The organism is Streptomyces sp. NPDC089915 (assembly GCF_040684675.1).
Lineage (GTDB): Bacteria > Actinomycetota > Actinomycetes > Streptomycetales > Streptomycetaceae > Streptomyces.
On sequence record NZ_JBFBGN010000018.1, the window covers coordinates 39,925 to 65,313 of the forward strand.

The 25,389-nt window shown below is 73.5% G+C and carries 24 protein-coding genes; 6 read left to right on the forward strand and 18 right to left on the reverse strand.

Going from position 1 to position 25,389, the window contains the following annotated elements:
- Positions 1 to 106: 106 nt before the first annotated feature.
- The gene (locus AB0O29_RS08545; RefSeq protein ID WP_365148122.1) at positions 107 to 1,024 is read right to left on the reverse strand and encodes a LysR family transcriptional regulator; all 918 of its coding nucleotides are present in this window, start codon (positions 1,022 to 1,024) and stop codon (positions 107 to 109) included.
- A gap of 70 nt (positions 1,025 to 1,094) precedes the next feature.
- On the opposite strand from AB0O29_RS08545, the gene AB0O29_RS08550 reads away from it, so the two are divergent.
- Positions 1,095 to 2,219, forward strand: a complete 1,125-nt coding sequence (locus AB0O29_RS08550; protein ID WP_365148125.1) for a TDT family transporter — start codon at positions 1,095 to 1,097, stop codon at positions 2,217 to 2,219.
- Here AB0O29_RS08550 and AB0O29_RS08555 read toward each other — a convergent pair.
- The 3 genes from AB0O29_RS08555 to AB0O29_RS08565 all read right to left on the reverse strand — a co-directional run bounded on the left by AB0O29_RS08555 (position 2,188) and on the right by AB0O29_RS08565 (position 5,705).
- A complete protein-coding gene (locus tag AB0O29_RS08555; RefSeq protein ID WP_365148128.1) occupies positions 2,188 to 2,919 on the reverse strand; it encodes a helical backbone metal receptor in 732 nt (243 codons plus the stop codon). The genes AB0O29_RS08550 and AB0O29_RS08555 overlap by 32 nt on opposite strands.
- Before the next feature lie 4 nt (positions 2,920 to 2,923).
- Positions 2,924 to 3,472 (reverse strand): XRE family transcriptional regulator, encoded by a 549-nt coding sequence (locus AB0O29_RS08560; RefSeq protein ID WP_365148222.1) that lies wholly within the window; start codon positions 3,470 to 3,472, stop codon positions 2,924 to 2,926.
- 256 nt (positions 3,473 to 3,728) lie between these two features.
- Positions 3,729 to 5,705: a Dyp-type peroxidase gene (locus tag AB0O29_RS08565; RefSeq protein ID WP_365148131.1), complete on the reverse strand. Its 1,977-nt coding sequence runs from the start codon at positions 5,703 to 5,705 to the stop codon at positions 3,729 to 3,731.
- A gap of 268 nt (positions 5,706 to 5,973) precedes the next feature.
- Here AB0O29_RS08565 and AB0O29_RS08570 point away from each other — a divergent pair, with 268 nt between their 5' ends.
- The 4 genes from AB0O29_RS08570 to AB0O29_RS08585 all read left to right on the forward strand — a co-directional run bounded on the left by AB0O29_RS08570 (position 5,974) and on the right by AB0O29_RS08585 (position 10,478).
- On the forward strand, positions 5,974 to 6,879 hold the full coding sequence (locus tag AB0O29_RS08570; protein WP_365148225.1) for a 5'-3' exonuclease: 906 nt from the start codon (positions 5,974 to 5,976) through the stop codon (positions 6,877 to 6,879).
- A 49-nt stretch (positions 6,880 to 6,928) separates the two neighbouring features.
- Positions 6,929 to 7,774 (forward strand): siderophore-interacting protein, encoded by an 846-nt coding sequence (locus AB0O29_RS08575; RefSeq protein ID WP_365148134.1) that lies wholly within the window; start codon positions 6,929 to 6,931, stop codon positions 7,772 to 7,774.
- A 128-nt stretch (positions 7,775 to 7,902) separates the two neighbouring features.
- Positions 7,903 to 9,462: a serine hydrolase gene (locus AB0O29_RS08580; protein WP_365148137.1), complete on the forward strand. Its 1,560-nt coding sequence runs from the start codon at positions 7,903 to 7,905 to the stop codon at positions 9,460 to 9,462.
- 23 nt (positions 9,463 to 9,485) lie between these two features.
- On the forward strand, positions 9,486 to 10,478 hold the full coding sequence (locus tag AB0O29_RS08585) for a pseudouridine synthase (protein WP_365148140.1): 993 nt from the start codon (positions 9,486 to 9,488) through the stop codon (positions 10,476 to 10,478).
- Here AB0O29_RS08585 and AB0O29_RS08590 read toward each other — a convergent pair.
- The 13 genes from AB0O29_RS08590 to AB0O29_RS08650 form a co-directional block, all read right to left on the reverse strand.
- Positions 10,475 to 11,125, reverse strand: coding sequence for a helix-turn-helix domain-containing protein (locus tag AB0O29_RS08590; protein WP_365148143.1), 651 nt, complete (start codon positions 11,123 to 11,125; stop codon positions 10,475 to 10,477). The genes AB0O29_RS08585 and AB0O29_RS08590 overlap by 4 nt on opposite strands.
- 91 nt (positions 11,126 to 11,216) lie before the next feature.
- Entirely contained in the window at positions 11,217 to 14,069 is a 2,853-nt protein-coding gene (locus AB0O29_RS08595; protein WP_365148146.1) for a DEAD/DEAH box helicase, read from the reverse strand.
- A 46-nt stretch (positions 14,070 to 14,115) separates the two neighbouring features.
- Positions 14,116 to 15,003, reverse strand: coding sequence for a diacylglycerol kinase (locus AB0O29_RS08600; RefSeq protein ID WP_365148149.1), 888 nt, complete (start codon positions 15,001 to 15,003; stop codon positions 14,116 to 14,118).
- 17 nt (positions 15,004 to 15,020) lie between these two features.
- On the reverse strand, positions 15,021 to 15,986 hold the full coding sequence (gene tatC / locus AB0O29_RS08605) for a twin-arginine translocase subunit TatC (RefSeq protein ID WP_365148152.1): 966 nt from the start codon (positions 15,984 to 15,986) through the stop codon (positions 15,021 to 15,023).
- A gap of 59 nt (positions 15,987 to 16,045) precedes the next feature.
- Positions 16,046 to 16,336 carry a Sec-independent protein translocase subunit TatA gene (gene tatA / locus AB0O29_RS08610; RefSeq protein ID WP_042814548.1) on the reverse strand — a complete coding sequence of 97 codons (291 nt, stop codon included), beginning with the start codon at positions 16,334 to 16,336 and terminating at the stop codon, positions 16,046 to 16,048.
- A gap of 237 nt (positions 16,337 to 16,573) precedes the next feature.
- Positions 16,574 to 16,783 (reverse strand): hypothetical protein, encoded by a 210-nt coding sequence (locus AB0O29_RS08615; RefSeq protein ID WP_365148155.1) that lies wholly within the window; start codon positions 16,781 to 16,783, stop codon positions 16,574 to 16,576.
- Between the two features lie 23 nt (positions 16,784 to 16,806).
- On the reverse strand, positions 16,807 to 17,040 hold the full coding sequence (locus tag AB0O29_RS08620) for a hypothetical protein (protein ID WP_365148158.1): 234 nt from the start codon (positions 17,038 to 17,040) through the stop codon (positions 16,807 to 16,809).
- A gap of 15 nt (positions 17,041 to 17,055) precedes the next feature.
- Positions 17,056 to 18,024: a WYL domain-containing protein gene (locus AB0O29_RS08625; protein WP_365148161.1), complete on the reverse strand. Its 969-nt coding sequence runs from the start codon at positions 18,022 to 18,024 to the stop codon at positions 17,056 to 17,058.
- A 43-nt stretch (positions 18,025 to 18,067) separates the two neighbouring features.
- Positions 18,068 to 19,024, reverse strand: coding sequence for a WYL domain-containing protein (locus AB0O29_RS08630; protein ID WP_365148164.1), 957 nt, complete (start codon positions 19,022 to 19,024; stop codon positions 18,068 to 18,070).
- A 126-nt stretch (positions 19,025 to 19,150) separates the two neighbouring features.
- On the reverse strand, positions 19,151 to 19,543 hold the full coding sequence (locus AB0O29_RS08635) for an FKBP-type peptidyl-prolyl cis-trans isomerase (protein ID WP_365148167.1): 393 nt from the start codon (positions 19,541 to 19,543) through the stop codon (positions 19,151 to 19,153).
- A gap of 54 nt (positions 19,544 to 19,597) precedes the next feature.
- On the reverse strand, positions 19,598 to 20,605 hold the full coding sequence (locus AB0O29_RS08640) for an FKBP-type peptidyl-prolyl cis-trans isomerase (RefSeq protein WP_365148169.1): 1,008 nt from the start codon (positions 20,603 to 20,605) through the stop codon (positions 19,598 to 19,600).
- A gap of 128 nt (positions 20,606 to 20,733) precedes the next feature.
- Positions 20,734 to 22,095, reverse strand: coding sequence for a Pup--protein ligase (pafA, locus tag AB0O29_RS08645; RefSeq protein ID WP_365148172.1), 1,362 nt, complete (start codon positions 22,093 to 22,095; stop codon positions 20,734 to 20,736).
- A gap of 58 nt (positions 22,096 to 22,153) precedes the next feature.
- Positions 22,154 to 23,392, reverse strand: a complete 1,239-nt coding sequence (locus tag AB0O29_RS08650; protein WP_365148175.1) for an MFS transporter — start codon at positions 23,390 to 23,392, stop codon at positions 22,154 to 22,156.
- 136 nt (positions 23,393 to 23,528) lie between these two features.
- Between AB0O29_RS08650 and AB0O29_RS08655 the strand changes: the two genes are divergently transcribed.
- Complete coding sequence (locus AB0O29_RS08655; RefSeq protein ID WP_365148178.1) at positions 23,529 to 24,533, forward strand: LacI family DNA-binding transcriptional regulator; 1,005 nt, start codon at positions 23,529 to 23,531, stop codon at positions 24,531 to 24,533.
- A gap of 60 nt (positions 24,534 to 24,593) precedes the next feature.
- On the opposite strand, the gene prcA is transcribed toward AB0O29_RS08655, so the two are convergent.
- Positions 24,594 to 25,358 carry a proteasome subunit alpha gene (gene prcA, locus AB0O29_RS08660; RefSeq protein WP_365148181.1) on the reverse strand — a complete coding sequence of 255 codons (765 nt, stop codon included), beginning with the start codon at positions 25,356 to 25,358 and terminating at the stop codon, positions 24,594 to 24,596.
- Between the last annotated feature and the right edge of the window lie 31 nt (positions 25,359 to 25,389).

A 25,389-nucleotide genomic window follows, 5' to 3' on the forward strand; every position in this document is an offset into this window, starting at 1 on the left:
TTTCCGACGCCCGCCGTCGCGGTCACGTGACGGCCCGCGCCGAAACGATCCGCCCTCACCCCAACGGCCCCGCCGCGCGGAACGGCCCCCGCCCTCGGCGACGGCGCTACCGCCGGGTCAGCGACAGCAGGTCCCGCGCCGGCCCCGCCGGGCGGGCGCCCGCCGGCCAGACCGCCCTCAGGGCACGGCCGAGCGGGGCGCCCGGCACCGGGACCTCCACCAGCCGGCGCGCCGCCAGCTCCTCGCCCAGGGCCAGCTCCGACAGGACGCACGGCCCGGCCCCGCTGAGCGCCGCCGCCTTGACGGCGGTGGTCGAGGCCAGCTCCAGCAGCGGCCGGGCCAGCCCGCCGGACGGGGCCAGCGCGGCGTCGAGCACCTGCCGGGTCCCCGAGCCCCGCTCGCGCAGGATCAGCGGCGCCCCGGCCAGCTCCGCCGGTTCCACCCCCTTCGAGCGCCGCGCCCAGGGGTGGTGCGGGGCCACCGCCACCACCAGGCGGTCCTGGGCGATGACGGCCGAGTCCAGCCCGTCCGGGACGCCCATGCCCTCCACGAAGCCGAGGTCGGCCTCGTGCGCGAGCACCCGCTGGGCCACGTCGGCGGAGTTCCCGGCGTGCAGGGAGACCGCCGTGTCGGGCCGCTCCCCGCGCAGGGCGATCAGCCAGCCCGGCAGCAGGTACTCGGCGATGGTCATGCTGGCCGCCACCCGCAGCCGCGAGTCCCGCCGCCCGCGCAGGGCCTGCGCGCCCGCGTCGAAGGCCTCGGCCGCCTCCACCACCCGCCGGGCCCAGTCCGTGACCAGCGCGCCCTCGGCCGTCAGCGTCGAGCCGCGCGGGGAGCGGTCCACCAGGGCGACGCCGAGGCGGCTCTCCATGGCCCGGATCCGGCTGCTCGCCGCCGGCTGCGTGATGCCCAGGCGGCGGGCCGCGCCGCTCAGGCTGCCGACCCGGGCCACCGCGAGCAGCAGCTCCAGCGCGCCCAGGTCCGGCACGCGGTGTGCGAGCGGAACCGTCTCCTCGTTACCCATAACATCAGTTTATGGCCTTATAGACGTGCGGCCTCTGCCGTACGGCCCTGCCCGACGGGACGCTGGACCCATGGCCACCACCCTCGTGCGACCCCGCACCGTCACAGAAATCGCGCCCCGGGCCCACAAGGCCCCCGCGCTGCGCCACCTCGGCCCCAACTGGTACGCCTCCGTCATGGGTACGGCGATCATCGCGAACGCCGGGGCCACCCTCCCCTACCAGCTCCCGGGCCAGCGCGTGGCCTGCCAGCTCGTCTGGGCGCTGTCCGCCGTGGCCCTCGCCGTCCTGCTGACCGCCCGCGCCGGGCACTGGCTGCACCACCGCGACCAGGCCCGCGCCCACCTCCTCGACCCCGCCGTGGCCCCCTTCTACGGGTGCCTGGCGATGGCCCTGCTGGCCGTCGGCGGCGGCACCCTCATCGTCGGCAAGGACCTGATCGGGACCCCCGCCGCCCTCGCCGTCGACACCGTGCTGTTCACCGCCGGCACCGTGATCGGCCTGGTCATGGCCGTCGTGGTGCCCTACCTGATGGTGGTCCGGCACAAGGTGGAGGCCTCGCAGGCCAGCCCCGTCTGGCTGCTGCCCGTGGTCTCCCCCATGGTCTCCGCCGCCGTCGGCCCCCTGCTGGTCCCCCACCTGCCCGCCGGGCAGCCCCGCGAGGCCCTGCTGATGGCCTGCTACGCCATGTTCGGCGTGAGCCTCATGGCCACCCTGCTGCTGCTCCCCCTGGTCTTCGGCCGGCTGATCGTGAGCGGCCCCCTGCCCCTGGCGCTGACCCCCGCCCTCTTCCTGGTCCTGGGCCCCCTGGGGCAGTCCACCACCGCCGTGAACCAGCTCGCCGACGTGGCCCCCGGCGCCATCGACGCCCCCTACGCCCAGGCCCTCGGCGCCTTCGCCGTCGTCTACGGGGTGCCCGTCATGGGCTTCGCCCTGCTGTGGCTGGCCCTGGCCGCCTCGATGCTGGTCCGGGCCGCCCGGGGCGGCATGGGCTTCGCGATGACCTGGTGGGCGCTGACCTTCCCCGTCGGCACCTGCGTCACCGGCGCCGCCGGGCTGGCCCGCCACACCGGGCTGGACGCCTTCGCCTGGCTGGCCGCCGCCCTGTTCCTGGGCCTGGTCACCGCCTGGCTGCTGGCCGCCGTCCACACCCTGCGCGGGCTGTTCAGCGGCCGGCTGCTGCCGAAGACCGCCTGAGCGCCGCCGCCAGCACCGCCGGGGCCTCGGCCAGCGAGGGCCCGTACCAGGTGAGGTGGCGGCCGCTGACCAGGGCGGCCCGCAGGCCGGGGAAGGCCTCCGGGCCGTCCCCGGCCGTGAAGGCGTACGGCTCGTCCGGGAGCACCACGAGGTCACAGCCGCTCGCCGACAGTTCGGCGAGCGGCACCCTCGGATACCGCTCGGGGTGCCCGGCGTAGGCGTTGCGTACCCCCAGCCGGGCCAGGAGGTCGCCCGCGAAGGTGTCCCGGCCCAGCACCATCCACGGCCGCCGCCAGATCGGCACGAAGGCCGTCAGCTCCCCGACGGGTTCCACCGCCGCCCAGGCCTCCTCGGCCCGGTCCAGCCACTCGGGCCGCTCCAGCCCCAGCGCCCCCACCAGCAGCCGGTCCAGCTCGGAGAAGGCCTGCGGCAGGTCGCGGACCTCGGTGACCAGCACCTCCAGGCCGGCCGCGCGCAGCTCCGCCAGGTCGGGGGCCCGGTTCTCCTCCTCGTTGGCGATCACCAGGTCGGGGCGCAACTCGACGACGGCCCGTACGTCCGGGTTCTTCGTGCCCCCGATCCGCACCGCGTCCCGCAGGTCCGCCGGATGCGTGCACCAGTCGGTCACCCCGGCGAGCAGGCCCGGCGCGCTCACCGCGACCGCTTCGGTCAGGGAGGGCACGAGCGAGACGACGCGCACCGGCTCAGTGCCCCGGGGACGGCGGCTCGGAGGTGGCGTGGATGTGGTCGCCGACCGCCACGACGAGGAGCCTGGTGTCCTCGCTGGTGGCCCTCCAGCGGTGGCGCACCCCGCCGGACAGGAACAGCGCGTCCCCCTCCTCCAGCCGGTACGCCCGCCCCTCGGCCTCCACCTGGCAGGCCCCGGCGACCACGTACATCAGCTCGTCGTTGCGGTGCTGGTACTCGCGGCCGGCGTCCTGGTCGCCGTTGAACTCCAGCGCGTGCAGCTGGTGGTGGCCGCGTACGAGGGGACGCACGCCGCCCACCGGTCCCAGCCCGGAGTCGTCCCCGGCCCGCACCAGGTCCACCGTGCGGGCCGTGTCGGAGGCGGCGAGCAGGTCGACCGCCGTGGTCTCCAGGGCGTCGGCGACCCGCTCCAGCGAGCGCATGCTGGGGCGGGCGCGCTCGTTCTCTATCTGGCTCAGGAAGGGCACGGAGAGTCCGCTGCGCGCCGACACCGCGGCCAGCGTCAGGTGGAGCGCCCGGCGCCGCTTGCGCACGGCGACGCCCACCCGCAGCGGCTGCTCCTTGGCGTCCTTCTCCTTGTCGTTCACGTCGAGGCCGCCGCCCGCCCGGGCGAGGCCGTACTCCGTGCCGTCCGTGGCGTCCGCGATGTTCCCGTCTTCCTTGCCGTTCATGTCGGGGCTGCCCTCCCCTACCCGTGGTCGCACATCGGTGTGCTGTAAGCACCTTACGCAGCAACCGCCCCCGGATTCGCGCGCAAGGGACCTCCGGGCCGTTCCACGGCCGATTCCCGTACCCGTCCTGTTACCCTGCGTGGCCTTCGCCGGCCCGCCACAGCACACGGTCGCCGTCGAGGATCACGACGTCCCCGCCGGGGCGGACCAGCAGCCGGGCGCCGGGGTGGCCGGTGGTGCCGCTGCTCCAGACGGCCTTGCCGTCGGCGTCGCGCACGGTGAGCTCGCCGTCGCGGGAGAAGGCGGCCTCGCTCCCCTTGCCCGCGGTGCCCGCGCTCCAGCGGTGGGCGCCGGAGGGGTCGAGGAGGACGAGGTCCCCGTCGGCCCCGAGGGTCAGCCGGGCGTCGCCCGCGTCGAGGACGTCGCCGGCGCGCAGCACCGTGCCGGCGTGGACCTCCACGGAGACGTCGAGCCTGCCCTCGGCCAGCTCCCGCAGGGCGGGGATCGAGGGGGTGAAGGCGTAGAGGGCGCCCTCGGTGCGGATGAACCGGCCGAAGCGCAGGGTGGTGGCGCGGCCGCCGCTCCCGGACTCGCTCTCGAAGGTGACGGGTGAGCCGGGGCCGAGGACGGGGTCGGCGCCGGTGCGCGGGTTGCGGCCGGCCGGGAAGTCGGGCTCGTTGATCCACTGCTTGGCCACGAACTCGAACTGCTGGACCAGGTCGGCCTGGTAGCCGATGAACACCAGCCCGCGCGAGGCCCCGTTCGTGCCCCGGCCGGACTCCTGGGCCGGGTCGTAGGCGGGCCCGTACGGGATGCCGCGCCGGATGATGCGGTGGCCGTCGGTCACGGCGGGGTCCAGCGGGGGCCGGCCGAGGGCGGGGACGAGGCCGTCGCGCGGGTTGCCCTTGCGGATGTGCGCGAAGAGGGGGGTGTGCCAGCCCTGCGGGTCGTCGCGGTAGGAGACGGCGGTCGGGCCGGTGCCGGCGGGGCAGGGCTGTTCGGCGAGCGGGCAGCCCGCGACGGGGGTGCCGCCCGGCCAGCGGCCCACCAGCCGGGCGGCGAGCCAGGTGTCGGTCGCGTCGGCGGGCGCGGCCCCGGCCCGCTTGAGGTCGGCCAGCCGCTCGCGGGCCTGGGCCCACCAGCCGGGTACGTCCTGGGCGAGCCGGCGGACCACCTGGAAGGAGCCCCCGGTGGCCCAGGCGGGCAGCCCCGCAGGCCGGTTCCCGGCCTTCTCCTGTCCGACGATGAACTCCCCGGCCGGGACCAGCCGGGCGCCGGGCTTGCCCAGGACGGTGTTCCCGGTCGCCGGGTCGGGGGCGTGGAACCCGCGCACGCCCGGCTGGCTGATGCCGTCGGTGAAGCCGAAGTGCTCGTGCCCGCGCAGGGCGCCGGCCAGGGTGCCCGCGTCCTGCCGGAAGACCAGCACGCCCTGGGCGGGCCCCAGGGCCTGCTGGTGGCGGTCGACGGCCTGGGCGAGCTTCCTGGGATCGTCCGCCGCGAGGTTGAGGATCGCGTGGACGGCCCGGTGCGGTCCCTCGCCGCCGAACAGCCAGGAGTCGGGGGAGCTGTCGCCGGTGTCCCCGAGCGCCTCGGCCCGCTCGGCGGGCCCCTGGGCGAAGGCCTCGGCGGTGCTGCCGGCGGGCAGCGCGGGGAAGGGGTCACGGCCCGCGAGGAAGGCCAGGCCCGCGTGGGTGAGGGAGAGCCCGGTCCACTGGGCGGACAGGGAGGCCGGGTCGGTTCCGCCCGCCTTGACGCGGGCGGCGCTGAAGGCGGCGTTGAACCTGGCCATCTCCTCGGTGGTGGAGATCTCCGGCAGCAGCCGGCGCAGCCAGCGCCGGGCCAGGACCGGCTCGCGGAAGCGCAGGAACAGCAGGCAGGCGTGGTCCTTGCGGGAGCCGGCCAGGATGTCGCCCTGGCTGCCGCGGTCGGAGCGCAGGGGCAGGTCCGCCGCACCGGCGGCGGCCGGCGGGGGCGCGGCGGCCGCCACCGGTGGGGCCGTCGCCGCCGCGGCCGCGGTGCGGGGGCACACGGTCAGTGCGGCGGCGGCCACCGCTCCGGCCCTGATCACGGTCCTGCGGGCGGGGGCGGTGGACTGGGCGGCATCCATCGGGGCTCCTGGAGGCTGGGGCGGGGCCGCGCCGCACCGGCCGCGCCGCGCGCCGGCGGCGCGTGCGGGCGGGGGCGTACGGAGCTCCTCGCGCGGGGACCGGGCGCGGCCGTGCGGCCCGCCTGTGATCAACACCCTCGGGGAGGAAGGGCGGGGGCGCGCGCCGGAGCAACTGTTTGAGTGATCATTCGCCCACCAGGGGTGACGGCCCGCCGCCGGGCGGGGTTACGGCATCATCGCCTGCATGACGACGACCACACGACGGCTGATGCTCCTGGACACCGCGTCCCTCTACTACCGGGCCTACTTCGGCGTCCCGGACTCCGTGAAGGCCCCGGACGGGACCCCGGTCAACGCCGTGCGCGGACTGCTCGACTTCATCGGCCGGCTGGTGCAGGACCACCGCCCCGACGAGCTGGTGGCCTGCATGGACGCGGACTGGCGGCCGCACTGGCGGGTGGAGCTGATCCCCTCGTACAAGGCGCACCGGGTCGCGGAGCTCACGGAGACGGGCCCGGACCTGGAGGAGACCCCGGACACCCTCGCCCCGCAGGTCCCGATCATCGAGGCGGCCCTGGACGCGTTCGGCATCGCCCGGGTGGGGGTCGCCGGGTACGAGGCGGACGACGTGATCGGCACCCTGACGGCCCGCGCCACCGGCCCGGTGGACATCGTCACCGGTGACCGGGACCTCTACCAGCTGGTGGACGACGCCCGGGCGCGCCGCGTCCTGTACCCGCTCAAGGGCGTGGGCACCCTCCAGGTCACCGACGAGGCCTGGCTGCGCGAGAAGTACGGGGTGGACGGGCCCGGCTACGCGGACCTGGCGCTGCTGCGCGGCGACCCGAGCGACGGCCTGCCGGGCGTCCCCGGCATCGGCGAGAAGACCGCCGCCAAGCTGCTGGACGCGTACGGGGACCTGGCCGGGATCATCGCGGCCGTCGACGACCCGAAGTCGAAGCTGACCCCCACCCAGCGCAAGCGCCTGGACGAATCCCGCCCCTATCTGGCGGTGGCCCCGAAGGTGGTCCAGGTGGCCTCCGACGTCCCCCTGCCCCCCTTCGACCCCACCCTCCCCCACGCCCCCGCCGTGCCCGAAATGGTCGAAGCGCTCGCCCATCGGTGGGGTCTGGGAGGAGCGATGTCACGCCTGAGCAGCGCGCTGCGCCCATGAGGTGCTAACTTAGGTAATCCTAAGCTTCGTAAGCACCAGGGGAGAGACCGTGGCAGAAGGACGCACCCGTACCGTCGGCACCGCAGTCGTCGTCCGCACCGAACGGCTGACACCGCACATGGTGCGGATCGTGCTGGGCGGGGACGGACTGGCCGGATTCGGCGCGGGCGCGTACACCGACCACTACGTCAAGCTCCTCTTCGAGCCGGAGGGCGTGCGCTACCCGGAGCCCTGGGACCTCGACGTGATCCGTGCGACGCACCGCCGCGAGGCCTGGCCCCGCCAGCGCGCGTACACGGTCCGCGCCTGGGACCCGGAGCTGCTGGAGCTGACCCTGGACTTCGTCGTCCACGGCGACGAGGGCCTCGCGGGCCCGTGGGCGGCCCGCGTCCAGCCCGGCGAAACGGTCCACTTCCTCGGCCCGGGCGGCTGCTACGCCCCGGACCCCGCCGCCGAATGGCACCTCCTCGCGGGCGACGAGAGCGCCCTGCCGGCGATCGCCGCCTCGATGGAGCGGATGCCGCGCGGGGCGCGGGTGTACGCCTTCGTGGAGATCGCCGGCCCCGAGGACGAGCAGGACGTCGCCACCCCGGACGGCGTCACCCCCGTCTGGCTCCACCGCGGCGACCGCCCGGTGGGCGCGGCCCTGCTGGAGGCCGTCACCTCCCTGGACTTCCCCTCGGCGGACGTCCACGCCTTCGTCCACGGCGAGGCCGGCTTCGTGAAGGAACTCCGCCGCCACCTGCGCCTGGAGCGGGGGGTCTCGCGCGAGCGGCTCTCCATCTCCGGCTACTGGCGCCACGGCGAGACGGACGAGGGCTGGCGCGCGATCAAGCGGGACTGGAACGCCACGGTGGAAGCCGAACAGGACCTCCCGGCCCGAGCGGCCGCCTGACTTCCCGGGGGCTCCGCGAAACCCAGCCCCGCCGGCGTTTGAGGCGCGGGGTCTGGGGCGGAGCCCCAGGAGCCCCGCGCAGCGGTCCACGCCGCGCGCCGGAGCCACCCGAACGGCACAATGGCGACATGCGCACGCACCGCGCCGCCGCATTCGCCGGGGCGGCGATCCTGCTCACCGCCGGGACGGCCACGGCGGCGGAGCCGACTCCGCCCCCGCCCCCCGAGCCCCGCATCAGCGACGCCGCCGTCGCCAAGGCGGTGACCCGCCTCGACGCCACCGTCGAGGACGTCATGCGCCGCACCGGGATACCCGGCGTCGCCGTGGCCGTCGTCCACCACGACGAGGTGCTCTACCTCAAGGGCTTCGGCCTCCGCCGCACCGGCGAGTCCGCCAAGGTCGACCCGGACACCGTCTTCCAGCTGGCCTCCGTCTCGAAGCCGGTCTCCTCCACCGTCGTCGCCGCCGCCCTCAAGGACCCCGGCGCCTGGGACGAGCCCCTCGGCTCCTCCCTCCCCGGCTTCGCCCTCAAGGACCCCTGGGTGACCTCCCACGTCACCCCCGCCGACCTGTTCTCCCACCGCACCGGCCTGCCCGACCACGCCGGCGACCTCCTGGAGGACCTCGGCTACGACCAGTCGTACATCCTCGGCCACCTCCGCGAGGAGCCCCTCACCCCCTTCCGCGCGAGCTACGCCTACACCAACTTCGGCCTCACGGCCGGCGCCGAGGCCGTCGCCCGCGCCCGCGGCACCACCTGGCAGAAGCTCAGCGACGAAACCCTGTTCAAGCCCGCCGGGATGACTCACACCAGCACCGAGTTCTCCGCCTTCGCCAAGGCCCCCGACCGCGCCTACGGCCATGTGAAGAGCGGCACCGGCAAGAACGGAACCGCCGTGTGGAGCCCGCGCTTCGTGCGGGACGCCGACGCCCAGTCCCCGGCCGGCGGAGCCAGTTCCACCGCCCGGGACATGTCCCGCTGGCTGCGCCTCCAGCTCGGCGACGGGGTCCTCGACGGAAAGCGGATCATCCCCGCCGACGCCCTGAACCGCACCCGCCTGCCCGAGATCGTCTCCCAGGCCCAGACCTTCCGGGGAGTGCCGCAGTTCTACGGGCTCGGCTGGAACGTCAGCTACGACGACGCCGGCCGGCTGCGCCTGGGCCACTCGGGCGGCTTCGAACTCGGCGCCAACACCAACGTCACCCTGCTCCCCCTCGAACAGCTCGGCATCGTCGTCCTGACCAACGCCGCCCCGGTCGGCCAGGCCGACGCGATCGCCCTGGACTTCTTCGACACCGCCGAGCACGGCGCGCCGACCGCCGACTGGCTGGCCCTGACCGGCGCCCTGTACGCGCAGCAGCTCAACGAGGGCCACCGCTCCGCCACCGACTACGCGCACCCGCCCGCCGGCGCCAGGCCCGCCCGCGCGGCGAGCGCCTACACCGGGACCTACGAGAACCCCTTCTACGGCCCGCTCACCGTCACCGCCGACGCCAAGGGGGCCCTGACCCTCGCCCTCGGCCCGAAGCCGCTCCGCTTCCCGCTCAGCCCCTACGACGGTGACACGTTCAGCTTCGAGACCGCCGGCGAGAACGCCGTCGGCCGCACCGGGGTGACCTTCTCCGACGGCAAGGTGCGCGTCGAGTACCTGGACGCGGAGCACCTGGGCACCTTCACCCGGAAGTAGGCGGGCCGCCTACCCTGGTCCCGATGAGCCGCAGATCCCACATCCCGCCCCCGCCCCTCCCCCAGCGGGACGGCATCGACCCGGTCCGGATGCGCCTTCCCCCCGACCCCGAGGGGCACTGGCCTCACCTGGGCGACTACCTGACCGAGCGCTACGCCGGCACGCGCGGCGCCGAGTCGATGGCCCGGCTGCTCGCCGACGGCCGGGTGCTGGGCGAGGGCGGGCGGGTGCTGCGGCCGCAGGACCCGTACGAGCCCGGCGGCTGGCTCTGGTTCCACCGCGACATGCCCGCCGAGCCGCCGGTGCCCTTCCCGATCCGGGTCGTCCACCGCGACCGGCACCTCCTGGTGGTGGACAAGCCGCACTTCCTGGCGACCATCCCGCGCGGCAGCCACGTCACCGAGACCGCCCTGGCCCGGCTCCGCCGGGAGCTGGACCTGCCCGCGCTCAGCCCGGCCCACCGCCTGGACCGGATGACGGCCGGGCTGGTGATGTTCAGCATCCGCCCCGAGGACCGGGGCGCCTACCAGCTCCTCTTCCAGCAGCGGCGGGTCCGCAAGGAGTACGAGGCGCTCGCCGCCCACGACCCCGGGGTGGAGCTGCCCCGCACCGTGCGCAGCCACATCGAGAAGGTGCGCGGGGTGATGGCGGCGGTCGAACTCCCGGACGCCGAGCCCAACGCCGAGAGCCTGGTCGAACTCATCGCCTCCCGGGGCCCCCTGGCCCGCTACCGGCTGACCCCGCACACCGGGCGCACCCACCAGCTGCGGGTGCACATGAACGCCCTGGGCCTGCCCATCCTCGGCGACCCGGTCTACCCGGTGGTGGCCGAGCCGGCGGACCCGGCGGACTACCGGCGTCCGCTCCAGCTGCTGGCCAGGACCCTGTCCTTCACCGACCCGGTGACGGGCCGCGCCCACCGCCTGGAGACGGGCCTGACCCTCCAGGCCTGGGACGACCCCGAGGGCTGGGCGGCCGGCCCCCCGCCCGGTCCGGCGGCCGTCGAGGCCGGCTAGGCCGCCAGGCCCGCGATCCGCAGCGCCGCGTCGGCGGCGGCCTCCGCGAAGGCCGCCACCGGGCGGCCGGGGTCGGAGCGGCGGATCAGCATGACCCCCTCGATCAGCCCGAACACCAGGTCGTTGCGCAGGGCCAGCGCGGCCCCGTCCCCGGCCAGCCGGGCCCCGAGGGGGGTGGCGTCGAGCAACGCCCGGTAGTTGTCGCGCAGTTCCTCGCGCATCCGCCGGAACCGCGCCAGCCTCGGCCGGTCCAGCTCGGGCAACAGGTAGAGGGCGCCCAGGTCGTAGGGTCCCCCGCACAGCAGGAGCACGTCCGAGCGGCACAGCTCCCACAGCCGCCGCTCGGCGGGCCGGCCGGTCTCGGCCAGCAGGCGGCGGGAGAGCGCCAGCGAGGGGGCGACGGTGGACTCCAGGAGTTCGGCGAGGAGTTCCTCCTTGCCGCTGAAGTAGTGGTACATCGTGGCCTGGCGCATCCCGGCCCGTTCGGCCACCGCCCGCGTGGTGGTGGCCGCGTATCCCCGGACCGAGAACAGCTCGGCCGCCGCGCAGAGGAGTTCCTCGCGCGGCGGCCGGCCGCTCGGCGTTCTCAGCTGATCGGCACGCGGCCGACCGACCCGTCTCGGCCCTTCACCCGTTCCCCCACTCATACGTCCGATCGTCGCACAGGGCGCGGCGAACCGATCATGGCAAGAGATGAGATCCGGCCGTCCCCGGACTCGGAGGAAGCACCGAAAGGGGCTACCCGACCGAGCTGTAGGCCACGACACCCCGCAACAGGGCGTCGACGGCCTTCCGGGCGTTCTTCGCCACCGTGCTCCCGCCGGCCGAGGACGCCGGGGCGGTGGAGGCGGGGGCCGCCGCCGCGATCTGCCCGAGGACGTCGATGACCTGCTTGCACCAGCGCACGAAGTCACCGGCCGGCATCTCGGCCTCGCGCAGCACCTCGTCCAGGCTCTTGTCGGAGGCCCACTGGTAGGCCGCCCACGCGAAGCCGAGGTCCGGCTCGCGCTGGCCCACGCCCTCCGCCTGGTTGATGCGGTGCTCCTCCTCCAGGGCGTCGAGCCGGCCCCAGATGCGGACCATCTCGCCGAGCGCCGCCTTCGCCGGGCCGTTCGGCACCTTCGGCGGGGCCGCGTCGTCGGACTGTCGGGCCTCGAAGACCAGCGCTGAGACGCAGGCGGCCAGTTCGGCCGGGTTCAGCCCCTCCCAGACCCCCTCGCGCAGGCACTCCGAGGCCAGCAGGTCCAGCTCTCCGTAGAGCCGGGCCAGCCGCCTGCCGTGCACGGTGACCTCGTCCTCGCGCAGGTAGTCCAGCTCGGTGAGGAGCGCGTGGATGCGGTCGAAGGTGCGGGCGATGGTGTTCGTCCGGCCCTCGATGCGGCGCTCCAGCTGGAGGGTGTCGCGCTTGAGCCGGTGGTAGCGCTCCGCCCAGCGGGCGTGGTCCTCGCGCTCGTCGCAGCCGTGGCAGGGGTGCGCCCGCAGCTCGGCGCGCAGCCGGGCGATCTCGCGGTCGTCGGCCGCCGCGGCCCGGCCCGGGCGGTGCCGCTCGGGCCTGATGTTCCCGGCCTTGTTGCGCAGGGCGGTCGCCAGGTCCCTGCGGGACTGCGGGGAGCGGGGGTTGAAGGTCTTGGGGATCCGCATCCGGTCGATGGCCTCGACGGGGACCGGGAAGTCGATCGCGGCGAGCCGCTTGACCTGCCGCTCGGCGGTGAGCACCAGCGGGCGCGGGCCCTCCTGGTACTCGTACCCGCGGTGCCCGTTGCTCCGGCCGCCCGGCACGCCCGGGTCCAGGACCAGCGCGAGCCCGGCGAACTTGCCCGTCGGCACGTGGATGACGTCGCCCGGCTTGAGCTTCTCCAGCGAACTGGCCGCCTGGGCGCGGCGCTGGGCCGCCCCCTGCTTGGCCAGGTCGGTCTCGCGGTCCTTGAGGTCGCGGCGCAGCCGCGCGTACTCCTCGAAGTCGCCGAGGTGGCAGGTCATGCCCTCGCGGTAGCCGTCGAGGCCCTCCTCGTTGCGCTGGACCTGGCGGGAGATCCCGACGACCGAGCGGTCGGCCTGGAACTGCGCGAAGGAGGTCTCCAGGAGCTCGCGGGAGCGGTGCCGCCCGAACTGCTGGACCAGGTTGACGGCCATGTTGTACGAGGGCTTGAAGCTGGAGCGCAGCGGATAGGTGCGGGTGCCGGCGAGCCCGGCGAGCTGCACCGGGTCCATGCCGCGCTGCCAGAGCACCACGGCGTGGCCCTCGACGTCGATGCCGCGGCGGCCGGCCCGGCCGGTGAGCTGGGTGTACTCGCCGGGGGTGATGTCGGCGTGCTGCTCGCCGTTCCACTTGACGAGCTTCTCCAGGATGACCGTGCGCGCGGGCATGTTGATGCCCAGGGCGAGGGTCTCCGTGGCGAAGACGGCCTTGACGAGACCGCGGACGAACAGCTCCTCCACGACCTCCTTGAAGGTGGGCAGCATGCCCGCGTGGTGGGCGGCGATGCCGCGCTCCAGGCCTTCGAGCCACTCGTAGTAGCCCAGGACGTGCAGATCCTCGGCCGGGATGGAGGCGGTGCGCTGCTCGACGAGCTCGCGCACCTTGAGGCGGGCGGTGTCGTCGTTGAGCCGCAGGCCCGCGTAGAGGCACTGCTGGACGGCGGCCTCGCAGCCGGCCCGGCTGAAGATGAAGTTGATCGCGGGCAGCAGGTCGTCGTTGTCGAGCCGGGCGATGACCTCGGGGCGGCCGGGGGTCCAGATCCGGCTGCGGGAGCGGCGCTCGCGCTCGCGGTCGGCCTCGCGGACCATCTTGCCGCGCCGCCGGTCCTTGGGGCTGTAGGTGCGGGTGTTCTCCTCGCGGGCCATCCGCAGCAGGTCGGGGTTGACCTCCCGGCGGGCGGAGCCGCGGCCTCCGTGGTCGGACTCCTCCTCGAAGAGGTCGTAGATCCGCCGTCCGGCCATGACGTGCTGCCACAGCGGTACGGGCCGCTCCTCGGAGACGATCACCTCGGTGTCGCCGCGCACGGTGTCGAGCCAGTCGCCGAACTCCTCGGCGTTGGAGACGGTCGCGGAGAGGGAGACCAGGGTCACCGACTCGGGGAGGTGGATGATCACCTCCTCCCAGACGGCGCCGCGGAAGCGGTCGGAGAGGTAGTGCACCTCGTCCATCACGACGTAGCCGAGGCCGCTGAGGGCCTGGGAGCCCGCGTAGAGCATGTTGCGGAGCACCTCGGTGGTCATCACGACCACGGGCGCGTCGCCGTTGACGCTGTTGTCGCCGGTCAGCAGACCGACCTTGTCGGCGCCGTAGCGCTTGACGAGGTCGGCGAACTTCTGGTTCGACAGCGCCTTGATGGGCGTCGTGTAGAAGCACTTGCGGCCCTGCTGGAGGGCGAGGTGCACGGCGAACTCGCCCACGATGGTCTTGCCCGAGCCGGTCGGGGCGGCCACCAGGACGCCTTTGCCGGCCTCCAGTGCCTTGCAGGCCTCGACCTGGTACGGGTCCAGGTCGAATTCGTACATCTCGCGGAAGGGGGCCAGGGCGGAGGCCTCTTCGGCGGCGCGGATCCGGGCAGCGGCGTACCGCTCGGCGGGTGAGAGTTCTTCGGTCATCTTGTCATCGAGCCTACCCGCCGCCTCTGACAACAGTCTCGACCATTTATCTGATCAGGCGGAGGGCGCCGGGAACGCACTCGGCGGTCACCGGGAGCGGGCCCAGCGGCTCCCCGTCCGCGTAGGCGGTCAGCTCCGGCGCCTCCAGGACCACCTTCGCGGCCCGGTGGACGGTGACCGCCGGGTGCGTCAGGTGCGTCCCCCGGTAGACCTGCGGGAACACCTTCAGGAGGGTGGTGCGGGAGCAGTCGCCGACGACGGTGACGTCGAAGAGCCCGTCGTCGGGCTCGGCGTCCGCGCAGATGCGCATCCCGCCGCCGTACGAGGTGCCGTTGCCGACGGCCACCAGCGTGGCCTCGGTCTCGATGACGGGCCCGTCGTCGAGGGTGATCCGGTAGGGCCGGGGCCGGAAGGCGGCGAGCTCGGCGAGGATGGCCAGGTCGTACTTGAAGCGGCCCGGCGGCAGCCGCATCCGGTTGCCCCGGTCGTTGACCCGCGAGTCGAAGCCGGAGCAGAGCACGGTCCCGTACCAGGTGTCCCGGACCCGGCCCAGGTCGATCTCCCGGATCCGGCCCTCCTTGAGGGCCTCGGCGGCCAGCCGTCCCGCCCGGGCCGGCTCGCGTACGGGCAGTCCCAGGGAGCGCGCGAAGTCGTTGCCGGTGCCGGCCGCGACCACGCCGAGCGGCACCAGGGTCCCGGCCAGGGCCTGGAGGGCCAGGGAGACCATCCCGTCGCCGCCGACCGCGATCACCGCGCCGGTGCCCTCGCGGACGGCGGCCCGCAGCCGGGCCAGGGCGTCGGAGGCGTCGGTGCCGACGACGGTCCGCACCGAGAAACCGGCGTCCCGGAGCGCGGAAGCGGCCGGCTGCGCGGCGTGCGCGCCCCGGCCGCGTCCTGCGGTGGGATTGACGAAGAGGGTGATCTCTGCGCTCATCCCGGGGAATCTACATCTCAGGTGGCGTCGTCGTAACCGTTGATCTGGCGTCGGCCGCCGTCGGCCTGCTCGGGCAGGGCGGAGGGGGCCGGGGCCGAGTCCGCCGTGCCGATCGGGGCGGGGGTCAGGTCCAGGTCCGAGGCCTCGTCGTCGTCGAGGTCGGCGTCCGGGTTGGCGCGCTGCCGGCGGCGGTCGTTGAGGAGGCAGACGCCGAGGGCGAGGAAGTACAGGGCCACGATCGGGGAGGCCAGGGTCAGCATGGTGACCGGGTCGCCGGTGGGCGTGGCGAAGGCCGAGAAGATCGTGATGCCGAGGACCATGCCGCGCCACCAGCCGGCCAGCCGCTTGGCGCTGAGGATCCCGGTGAAGTTCAGCAGCACCAGGATCAGCGGCAGCTCGAAGGCCAGGCCGAAGACCACGACCATGCGCGTGACCAGGTCGAGGTAGTCGTCGACCGGGAGCAGGTTCTTGACGTGGTCGGGGGTGAAGCCGAGGAGGATCTCCGCGGTCTGCGGGAGGATCTTGTACGCGAGGACCGCGCCGGCCAGGAACAGCGGGGCGCCGACGGCCACGAAGCTCAGCGTGTACCGCTTCTCGTTCTTGTGCAGGCCGGGAGCGGCGAACGCCCACAGCTGGTACAGCCAGACCGGGGCGGACAGCACCATGCCCGCGGAGAGGCCGACCTTGAGGGCGATGGAGAAGGGCCCGGTCAGACCGTTGGCCGTCATCTCGGCGCAGGGCGCGCCGTTGCGCTGGTGGGTGGCCCCGTTCACGCAGCCGACGGAGGAGAGCATCGGCTCCAGCAGGAAGTCGATGATCGGCCGGAAGAAGTAGGCGCAGACGATCGTGATCAGACCGATCGCCAGGACCGACTTCAGCAGGCGGTTTCTCAGCTCACGCAGGTGCTCGACGAGCGGCATCCGCCCTTCGGCGTCCTTCGGACCCCGATCTCGTTTCCCCTGCTTGCGGGCAGACTTGAGCAACCCACGTCCCTTGTCTCGTTGCAAATGACCGGCGTGCTGGGGGGCGGGCCCCCCGGGTGTCAGCCCTGGGCGGTACGGCCCGGCTCGCCGACCGGACGGGAGCTGGTGACGTCACCGGGCGCGGCCTGGATGGTGCGCGGGGCGACGGGCTGCTGGGTGTCGGCGGCCGGGGCGGCGGCGGGCGCGTCGTCGGCCTCGCCGTCCTTCTTCATGGCCTTGGCCTCGCTCTTGAGGATCCGGGCCGACTTGCCGAGCGAGCGGGCCATCTCGGGGAGCTTCTTGGCACCGAACAGCAGCACGATGACAGCGATGATCAGAAGGATCTCGAGGGGCTTCAGATTGCCGATCATGTGTGTCTTCCTTACTCACCGAAACGGCTGGTTTGTGGTGGCCTCGCGATACCGGGCGGACCTCGTCCGGTACCTCTCTGACATGGATCGTAACCCCCGGGGGTGAACGCCCGGCAATCCCCAGGGGTGTCAGCGCTTGCCTGCGGCTCCGACGGTACGGGTCCGGCCGCGCGGTTTCCATAACCGGTACGTGAACGCCTGCGCACCGCGGGAGACGGGCTGGGCGGAAGAGACGGCCTAGGGCCGGAGCGCGTCCTCGCGGCGGGCCGACCCGGCCAGGTCGGTCGCGGCCCGCTCCAGGTCCGCGGAGGCCTCGGTGATCCGGCGGCTGGCCAGGGCCACCTGCCCCGACAGCCGCCGGACCTCCAGGAAGACCCGCAGGGCCAGCACGGACAGGACGGCGACCCCGAGGAAGCCCAGGGCAATCGCAAGCATCGGCCACAGCATGGGACGAGCCTAGCGCCCCCGTCTCAGAGGCTGCGCAGGGTGCTCACTCCCCCGCCGGTCAGCAGCTCCACGATGCGCTCACCGGCGGGTTTGCGGACCTGGGCGGCGCACTCCGGGCAGGTGAAGGAGTAGAAGGTGGCCCGCCGGCTGCCGCCGATCGCCAGCCGCAGGGCGCCCGCCGCGAGCTCGAAGCGCGCCCGGCACTCGGGACAGGCGGCCTTGAAGGTGACCGGTTCCGCACCGGAAGATGGCGACATCTCTCCGTGCTCCCTCTAGACCTGTTCCCCGTACCCCGCGAGCGCTTCTGTGGCGGCCTTGCGCGCGCTGTGCGCCAGCTCGGGCGGCGAGACGATCCGCCCGTCGCGGCCCAGGCGCAGGGCGAGCCGGCGCAGGGAGGCCGGGTCGGGGCTGCGCAGGACGATCCGCAGGCCCCCGCCGGGCAGCTCCTCGGCGCTGTCGTGCGGGTAGTACTCGGCGACCCAGCGTCCGCCGGGGCCGACCTCGACGACCACCTCGGGGTCCTCGGCGGCCGGCTGGACCAGGCCCTCGGACAGGTCACGGGGTTCGATGGCGGGCGGTTCGGCCCGCTCGTCGAGGAGCCGGATCTCGGCGACCCGGTCGAGGCGGAAGGTGCGCCGCGCCTCGGAGAGGTGGCACCAGCCCTCCAGGTAGGTGTGCCCCACCGCGAAGAGCCGGATCGGGTCGACGGTGCGCTCGGTGAGCTCGTCGCGGGCGGGCGAGTAGTAGCGCAGCCACAGCCGGCGCCGCTCGGAGATGGCCCGGTCGACGTCGGCGAAGACCCCGCCCTCGGACTCGAAGGTCACCGACAGCCGGGAGCTGGCCCCGGCGGCCTCGCCGGCGGCGGCCTCCAGCTTGGCGGTGGCCCGCAGCAGCGCGTCCCGGTCGCTCTCGCGCAGCCCCGGCAGGGTCGCCACCGCGCGGGCGGCGACGAGCAGGGAGGTGGCCTCGTCGGCGGCCAGGCGCAGCGGCTCGGCGGTGGACTCCCCCGAGGCGTCGGCGTTGTGCCACCAGATGCGGTCGCCGTCGGTGTCGATGTCGAGCAGGTCCCCGCCGCGGAAGCTGGTGCCGCACATGGGCAGGACGTCGAGGTCCGAGATCAGCTCGTCCTCGGTGATCCCGAAGGCCCGGGCGACGTCCGCGACGTGCGCCCCGGGGCGCTCGCGCAGGTAGGTCACCAAGGACAGCATCCGGCGGGTCTGGTCGATGGCGTTCGCGGCCATGCTGGTACGTCTCCCCCTCAGGGCGTTGCTAGGAAAGTCCGGGTCAGCCCCGGGCGACGGCCCGCAGCCGGTCCACCACGTCGGCCCGCAGGTCCGCGGGTTCCACCACCACGACGTCCGGGCCGAACTCCACGAGCCAGGCGTCCAGCCCGTGCCCGTAGGGGATCTCCAGCTCGTCCCAGCCGTCGGCGCCCTCGCGGACCCCGGTGGCCTTGGACCGCAGCGGGTAGCCGGACCCGGCGCGCAGCCGGATCAGCGCCGAGCGCTGGGCGCCCTCGCCGGCCCAGGCCGCCACGGTCTCCCGTACGGTCACCACGTCCGGGACCTCGGCGGTGTACTTGCCCGCCCGCGAGCGGACCTTGCCGGTGATCCGGGAGAGCCGGAACACCCGCTCCGCCCCGCGGTCGCGGTCGTGGCCGGCGAGGTACCAGTGGCCGCGCCAGCACTCCAGGGCCCACGGCTCGACCTGGCGCGGCTCGGGCCGGGCGGCGTTGGACTTGCGGTAGTCGAAGACCACGGGCCGCCGGTCGCGGCAGGCCAGCATGAGCGGCTCGAAGGCCGCCTCGTGGACGGGGATGCGCGGCTCGATCGCGCTGTGCTGGCCCTCGTACGGGTCGCCGGTCTCCGGCATCCCGCCGGCGCGCAGCTTCTGCAGGGCCCCGCTGGCGGCGCCCGCGAGGCGGGCCTGCTGCCAGACCTTGGCGGCCAGCCCGAGGGCGGCGGCCTCCTCGGCGTCCAGGGAGACGGGCGGCAGCCGGTTGCTGTCGCGGCGGGCCAGGTAGCCGGTCTCGCCCTCCAGGTTCTCCACCGTCTCGATCACCAGGCCGAGTTCGCGGAGGTCGTCCTTGTCCCGCTCGAACATGCGGTTGAAGGAGTCGTCGTTGCCCGCCTCCAGGTACGCCTCGATCGACCCGCGCAGCTCACGCTTGCTGAGGGGACGTCGGGTCCCCAGCAGACACAGCGCCAGATTCATCAGCCGCTCGGCCTTGGCGATCGCCATCGACGCCCTTCCCCCGCTCCTCGACACACACACTCGTGACCGTTGACCGTACCGCCAAGGCGGTCCCGGACAAAAGCGAGGGCCCCCGCCTCACGGCGGGGGCCCTGCGCGGTGACTGCCCGTGGATCAGGCGGCCATCAGGTCGCAGACGAAGATCAGCGTCTCGCCCGGCTTGATGGCGCCGCCGGCGCCGCGGTCGCCGTAGCCGAGGTGCGGCGGGATGACCAGCTTGCGCCGGCCGCCGACCTTCATGCCCTCGACACCCTTGTCCCAGCCGGTGATGACCTGGCCGACACCCAGCTTGAACTGCAGCGCGGAGCCGCGGTTCCAGGAGGCGTCGAACTCCTCGCCGGTGGAGTAGGCCACGCCCACGTAGTGGACGGAGACCACGGAGCCGGCCTTGGCCTCGGCGCCGTCACCCTCCCAGATGTCCTCGATGACCAGGTCGGCCGGGACCTCGAAGTCGGGGAAGTCGATCTCGGGCTTCTCGAGCTTGTCGCTCACGGAACTGCTCCTCATGCGTACGAAGGCGGGCCCTCACCACGGAGGCGGAAAAGGGCAACCCGACCAGTCTTACATTGCTCCGACGATGTCCACGACGAAGACGAGGGTGGAGTTGGCCGGCAGGTCGTCGCCCTTGGCCTGGTCCTTGTACGCCTGCTCCGGCGGGATCACCAGCAGGACGCGGCTGCCGACCTTCTTGCCCACGAGGCCCTTGTCCCAGCCCTCGATGACCTGGCCCTCGCCGATCTTCGTCGAGAACGGCTGACCGGTCTTCCAGGAGGTGTCGAAGAGCTTGGCGGCGTCCTTGCCCTGGTTCGGGGCCCAGGCCGCGCCGCTGTACTGCATGTAGACGGTCTGGCCCTTCTGGACCTCGGCGCCCTTGCCCTCGATCAGGACCTTGTCGACCAGCTCCTTCGGCGGGTCGTTCTTCGGGATCGTGATCGTGGCCTCCTTGTCCTCGTCGGCCTTGACCTGCGGCAGGTCCGACGGGATGGGGGCCTGGGTGCCCTCGGCCTTCTTCGGCATCACCTGGTCGACGTCGATCACGAAGACGAGGTTGTCCTTCGCGCCCACGCCCAGCTGCGGCTGGCCCTGGTCGCCGAAGGCGGCGGCCGGCGGGGCCACGACCAGCAGACGGCTGCCGACCTTCTTGCCGAGCACCGAGTCGCTGAACAGCGGCAGGATCTGCTGCGAGCCGGCCGGCACGACCAGCGGCTGGCCGTCCTTGTCGTAGGAGCCCTGGAGCTCCTTGCCGCTCTTCCAGATCTTGCCCGTGTACTTGGTGACCACGAGATCGTCCTTCTTGATCTCCGGCCCGGTGCCCTCCTTGAGGACGTTCACCACGAACTTGCCGCTCGGCTCGCCCTTGGGGACGGTGATCTCGGCCTTCTTGCCCGCCTCACCGGCCACGGTCGGCATCGGGTCCGCGGACGCCACCGGCTTCGGCACTTCGGCGGGCTTGGAGGCGGAGGCCGACGGAGAGGCGTCCTTCTTCTTGCCGGAGTCGTCGCCCCCTCCGCAGGCCGCGGTGAGCATCAGAGCCGGCACGATGAGCGCGGCAGCAAGTCGGCGTCGCACAGTGGTCCTCAGGGTCGGTGGAATGGTCCGTCGTAGCGGCCCACTCTACGGGCTGGCCCCTGCGCCACAAGGCTCTGGCATGCGAGGACCCCGCACGCGGACGCGTACGGGGCCCCCTGCCGGACCGGTCACATACCGGCGATGAGCTTCTCCACCCGGTCGTCCACCGACCGGAACGGGTCCTTGCACAGCACGGTGCGCTGCGCCTGGTCGTTGAGCTTGAGGTGGACCCAGTCGACGGTGAAGTCCCGCCGCTGTTCCTGCGCCCGGCGGATGAAGTCGCCGCGCAGCCTCGCCCTGGTGGTCTGCGGGGGCACCGACTTGCCCTCGAAGATCTTCAGGTCGTTGCAGATCCGCTCGGCCTGCCCCTTGCGCTCCAGCAGGTAGTACAGGCCGCGCCGACGGTGGATGTCGTGGTACGCGAGGTCTATCTGGGCGACCCGCGGGTTGGACATCGTCATGTTGTGCTTGGCCCGGTAGCGCTCGATCAGCTGGTACTTCATGACCCAGTCGATCTCGCGGCCGATCCGGTCGAGGTCCTCGGCCTCGATGGCCTCCAGGGTGCGGCCCCACAGCTCCAGGACCTGCTCCACGACCCCGGTGCGGATCCCGCGCCGCTCGGCGAAGTCCAGGGCCTTCTCGTAGTACTCGCGCTGGATCTCCAGGGCGGAGGCCTCGCGGCCGCTGGCCAGGCGCACCTTGCGCTGGCCGGTGATGTCGTGGCTGACCTCGCGGATGGCCCGGATCGGGTTCTCCAGGGTCAGGTCCCGCATCACCGTGCCCGCCTCGATCATGCGCAGCACGAGGTCCGTGGCGCCGACCTTGAGGAGCATGGTCGTCTCGGACATGTTGGAGTCCCCGACGATCACGTGCAGGCGCCGGTAGCGCTCCGCGTCCGCGTGCGGCTCGTCGCGGGTGTTGATGATCGGCCGGGACCGGGTGGTGGCGGAGCTGACGCCCTCCCAGATGTGCTCGGCCCGCTGGCTGACGCAGTAGACCGCGCCCCGGGGGGTCTGGAGCACCTTGCCCGCGCCGCAGATGAGCTGGCGCGTGACGAGGAAGGGAATGAGGATGTCCGCCAGACGGGAGAATTCACCGTGCCGGGCCACGAGGTAGTTCTCGTGGCAGCCGTACGAATTGCCCGCCGAGTCGGTGTTGTTCTTGAACAGGTAGACGTCGCCCGCGATTCCCTCCTCGTGCAGGCGGCGTTCGGCGTCGACGAGCAGACCTTCGAGAATGCGCTCGCCGGCCTTGTCGTGAGTGACCAGTTCGGTCAGGTTGTCGCATTCGGGTGTTGCATATTCCGGATGCGAACCCACGTCGAGGTACAGGCGGGCGCCGTTCCGCAGGAAGACATTGCTGCTGCGGCCCCATGACACGACACGGCGGAAGAGGTAGCGCGCCACTTCGTCAGGAGACAGTCGGCGCTGTCCCCTGAACGTGCACGTGACGCCGTACTCGTTCTCCAGCCCGAAAATGCGGCGGTCCATGACTGAACATTACGCCTTCTGCCCTCTTCTGAAACCGGGTTCGAGAACGGCGTTCCGATCAGTTTTTGATCAACTGCTCCGAAGGGGCCCCCGCCGAGCCCGTCACGGACCGGGTGCGGCCGCCGCCGGACAGGACCGTCTGAGTGACCGTCAGCACCAGCAGGGCCGCCACGCCGGCGCCGCCCGCCACCGCGAAACCGGCCGTCGCGCCGCCCGCCTCCACGGCCGGGCCGGCCGCCGCCGTGCCGATGGCCGCGCCCACGCCGAAGAAGGTCACCAGCCAGGAGAAGGCCTCGGTCACCGTGCCCGCCGGGGCGTGCCGGTCCACCACGATGAACGCACAGGCCAGCGAGGGCGCCAGGAACACGCCCGACAGCGCGGCCAGCGCCGTCATCGCCACCGGGCCGACGCTCAGCATCAGCGGCAGGTAGCCCACCGCCAGCAGGCCCACCAGCAGCCGCAGCCGCCGCTCCGCGGACCCGGCCCACTGCCGGGCGCCGTAGACCACGCCGCCGACCAGCGCGCCCAGGCCCAGCGCCGCCATCAGCCAGCCGTACACCGCCTGCCCGCCGTGCCCGTCGGCGTAGGCCATCGCCGCCACCGCGATCGAGCCCAGCGCCATGCCGACGAAGAAGAACGCGCCCAGCAGGGCCAGCAGCCCCCGCGAGCGCAGCGCGCCCAGCCAGTGCGCCTCGCGCGGCTCCGAGCGCCAGGCGCGGGAGGGCTCGGAGAGCACCACCATCAGCACGCCCACCAGGCCGACGCCGTTGAGGACCAGCAGCGCGGCGGCCGGGGACCACAGGGCGACGCACAGCGTCACCAGCAGCGGGCCGACCGTGTACATGACCTCCTGGGCCACGGCGTCCATCGCGTACGCGGCGTGCACCCGCTCCTCGCGGCCGCCGAGCACCGACGGCCACAGGGCGCGCAGGCCGCCCTCCAGCGGCGGCGTGAACAGGCCGGAGACCAGCACCGCCGCGTACGCGGCCGGCATCGACTCCGTACCGGCGAGCGCCAGCCACACCATGCCCAGCGCCGAGACCAGCGCCGACGGGAGCTGCACCCGGGGCTGCCCGTACAAGTCCACCGCCCGGCCCAGCAGCGGCTGCCCCACGGCGTTGGCCAGCCCGTAGGCGGCCGCCAGCGCGCCCGCGAGGCTGTAGCTGCCGCCCTCGGAGCGGATGAAGAGGACGATCGCGATGGCGGCGGTGCCGTTCGGCAGCCGGCCCAGCAGCGTGCCCGCCAGCAGCCTCGCGGCGTAACGCGTCCTGAGCAGCTCCGCGTATCCCGCGGCCATGAGTGCCCCCTTCTGCCCGGAGTCACCCCGGGGTAATACGTATAACCTAACGCGTCATACGTACCATGGCCGCAGACCCGGGGTCCACTCTGCGGACCAGACCCACCCGTCCCACCTGGCACTTCAGGAGTTTCCTGTGACGAGACCCACCAGCCGCGACGTCGCCACCGCCGCCGGGGTCTCCCAGGCCACCGTCTCCCTCGTCCTCGGCGACAAATGGCGCGGCCGCGTCTCCGAACGCACCGCCGGCCTCGTCCGCGAGGCCGCGTCCGCCCTCGGCTACCGCCCCAACCTCGCCGCCCGCAACCTGCGCCTCGGCAGCACCCGCACCGCCCTCCTCGTCGTCCCCGCCCTCACCAACGAGTTCTTCGCCCGCGTCTACACCGGCGCCGCCCGCGTGGCCGCCGCCCACGGCTTCGGCGTCGTCCTCTACCCCTCCCCCGACGGCACCGGCCCCGCCCGCGACCCCTTCGCCTCGGCCCGCGCCGCCCTCGACGGGGTCATCGCCTCCTCCATGGCCGCCGGCGCCCTCGACGCCATCGGCGGCGACGACCTCCCCCTCGTCATGCTCGACAGCGACCCCGCCGCCGGCCGCGCCGCCGCCCACGTCAACCTCGCCATGGCCGACGGGGTCCGCCAGGCCGCCGAACACCTGCTGGACCTAGGCCACCGGCGCTTCCTCCACCTCGCCGCCGACGTGGACACCTGGACCTTCCACATCCGCGCCCGCGCCCTCGCCGGGCTCCTCGCCCCCGCCGCCGAGCTGCGCACCGTACGGGCCGCCCTCACCGTCGACGCCGCCCGCACGGCCGCCGAGGCCGCCCTCGCGGACCCCGGGTCCCGGCCCACCGCCGTCCTCTGCGACGACGACGTCCTGGCCGCCGGCGCCTGCAAGGCCGCCCGGCGCCTGGGCCTGCGCGTCCCCGAGGACCTCTCGGTCACCGGCATCGACGACCTGGGCCTGGCCACCGCCGTCGAACCCGAGCTCACCACCGTCCGGCTGCCCGCCGAGCAGGTCGGCGAACAGGGCATGAACGCCCTCCTCGCCGTCCTGGAGGGCACCGCCTGGACCGCCCCCGACATCCCCGTCGAACTGGTCGTCCGCGACTCCACCGGCCCCGCCCCCACCCCCGCCCCCTGACGCACGCGGGCCCCGGCCCGCCCCCGAAGGGACGGACCGGGGCCCGCCGGCACACCCGGACTACTCGGCGTCGTCCTCCGGCGCCTCGTCGTTCGACACGGCGTCCGCCTGGGCCGCGGCCGGGACCTCGGCCTCCAGGAGCCGCGACAGCTGCCGGCCCCGGATCCGCTTGAACTTGCGCTGCTGCGACCGCGTACGGTCCAGCACCGCGACCTCCAGCCGCTCGGCCGGGATGGCCTTGTCCGTCCCGTTGGCCTGGCTGGACAGCGCCTGCACCGCCAGCTTCAGCGCCTCGGACAGGGTCATCCCGTCCTGGTGCCGCTGGTCGAGGTAGTTGCTGATCTGCTCGGCGTTGCCGCCGACCGCGACGGAGCCGTGCTCGTCCACGATCGAGCCGTCGTGCGGGAGCCGGTAGATCTGGTCCCCGGCGGCCGTCGCGCCGACCTCCGCCACCACCAGCTCCACCTCGTACGGCTTCTCGCCGGCCGAGGAGAAGATGGTGCCGAGGGTCTGCGCGTAGACGTTGGCCAGACCGCGCGCCGTCACGTCGTCACGGTCGTAGGTGTAGCCGCGCAGGTCGGCGTAGCGGACGCCGCCGATGCGCAGGTTCTCGTACTCGTTGTACTTGCCGGCGGCCGCGAAGCCGATCCGGTCGTAGATCTCGCTGAACTTGTGCAGCGCGCGGGACGGGTTCTCGCCGACGAACACGATGCCGTCGGCGTACTGCAGCACGACGAGGCTGCGGCCGCGGGCGATGCCCTTGCGGGCGTATTCCGCCCGGTCGGCCATGGCCTGCTGGGGTGACACATAGAACGGAGTCGACACCGGCTTTCCGTCCCTTTCTTCTGGGCGACGA

Excerpts from the sequence above, each read along its gene's own strand:
- AB0O29_RS08545 (WP_365148122.1), bottom strand. The coding sequence starts at position 1,024 with ATGGGTAACGAGGAGACGGTTCCGCTCGCACACCGCGTGCCGGACCTG.
- AB0O29_RS08550 (WP_365148125.1), top strand. The coding sequence starts at position 1,095 with ATGGCCACCACCCTCGTGCGACCCCGCACCGTCACAGAAATCGCGCCC.
- AB0O29_RS08565 (WP_365148131.1), bottom strand. The coding sequence starts at position 5,705 with ATGGATGCCGCCCAGTCCACCGCCCCCGCCCGCAGGACCGTGATCAGG.
- AB0O29_RS08570 (WP_365148225.1), top strand. The coding sequence starts at position 5,974 with ATGCTCCTGGACACCGCGTCCCTCTACTACCGGGCCTACTTCGGCGTC.
- AB0O29_RS08580 (WP_365148137.1), top strand. The coding sequence starts at position 7,903 with ATGCGCACGCACCGCGCCGCCGCATTCGCCGGGGCGGCGATCCTGCTC.
- AB0O29_RS08585 (WP_365148140.1), top strand. The coding sequence starts at position 9,486 with ATGAGCCGCAGATCCCACATCCCGCCCCCGCCCCTCCCCCAGCGGGAC.
- AB0O29_RS08590 (WP_365148143.1), bottom strand. The coding sequence starts at position 11,125 with ATGAGTGGGGGAACGGGTGAAGGGCCGAGACGGGTCGGTCGGCCGCGT.
- AB0O29_RS08595 (WP_365148146.1), bottom strand. The coding sequence starts at position 14,069 with ATGACCGAAGAACTCTCACCCGCCGAGCGGTACGCCGCTGCCCGGATC.
- AB0O29_RS08600 (WP_365148149.1), bottom strand. The coding sequence starts at position 15,003 with ATGAGCGCAGAGATCACCCTCTTCGTCAATCCCACCGCAGGACGCGGC.
- tatA (WP_042814548.1), bottom strand. The coding sequence starts at position 16,336 with ATGATCGGCAATCTGAAGCCCCTCGAGATCCTTCTGATCATCGCTGTC.
- AB0O29_RS08615 (WP_365148155.1), bottom strand. The coding sequence starts at position 16,783 with ATGCTGTGGCCGATGCTTGCGATTGCCCTGGGCTTCCTCGGGGTCGCC.
- AB0O29_RS08620 (WP_365148158.1), bottom strand. The coding sequence starts at position 17,040 with ATGTCGCCATCTTCCGGTGCGGAACCGGTCACCTTCAAGGCCGCCTGT.
- AB0O29_RS08625 (WP_365148161.1), bottom strand. The coding sequence starts at position 18,024 with ATGGCCGCGAACGCCATCGACCAGACCCGCCGGATGCTGTCCTTGGTG.
- AB0O29_RS08630 (WP_365148164.1), bottom strand. The coding sequence starts at position 19,024 with ATGGCGATCGCCAAGGCCGAGCGGCTGATGAATCTGGCGCTGTGTCTG.
- AB0O29_RS08635 (WP_365148167.1), bottom strand. The coding sequence starts at position 19,543 with ATGAGGAGCAGTTCCGTGAGCGACAAGCTCGAGAAGCCCGAGATCGAC.
- pafA (WP_365148172.1), bottom strand. The coding sequence starts at position 22,095 with ATGGACCGCCGCATTTTCGGGCTGGAGAACGAGTACGGCGTCACGTGC.
- AB0O29_RS08650 (WP_365148175.1), bottom strand. The coding sequence starts at position 23,392 with ATGGCCGCGGGATACGCGGAGCTGCTCAGGACGCGTTACGCCGCGAGG.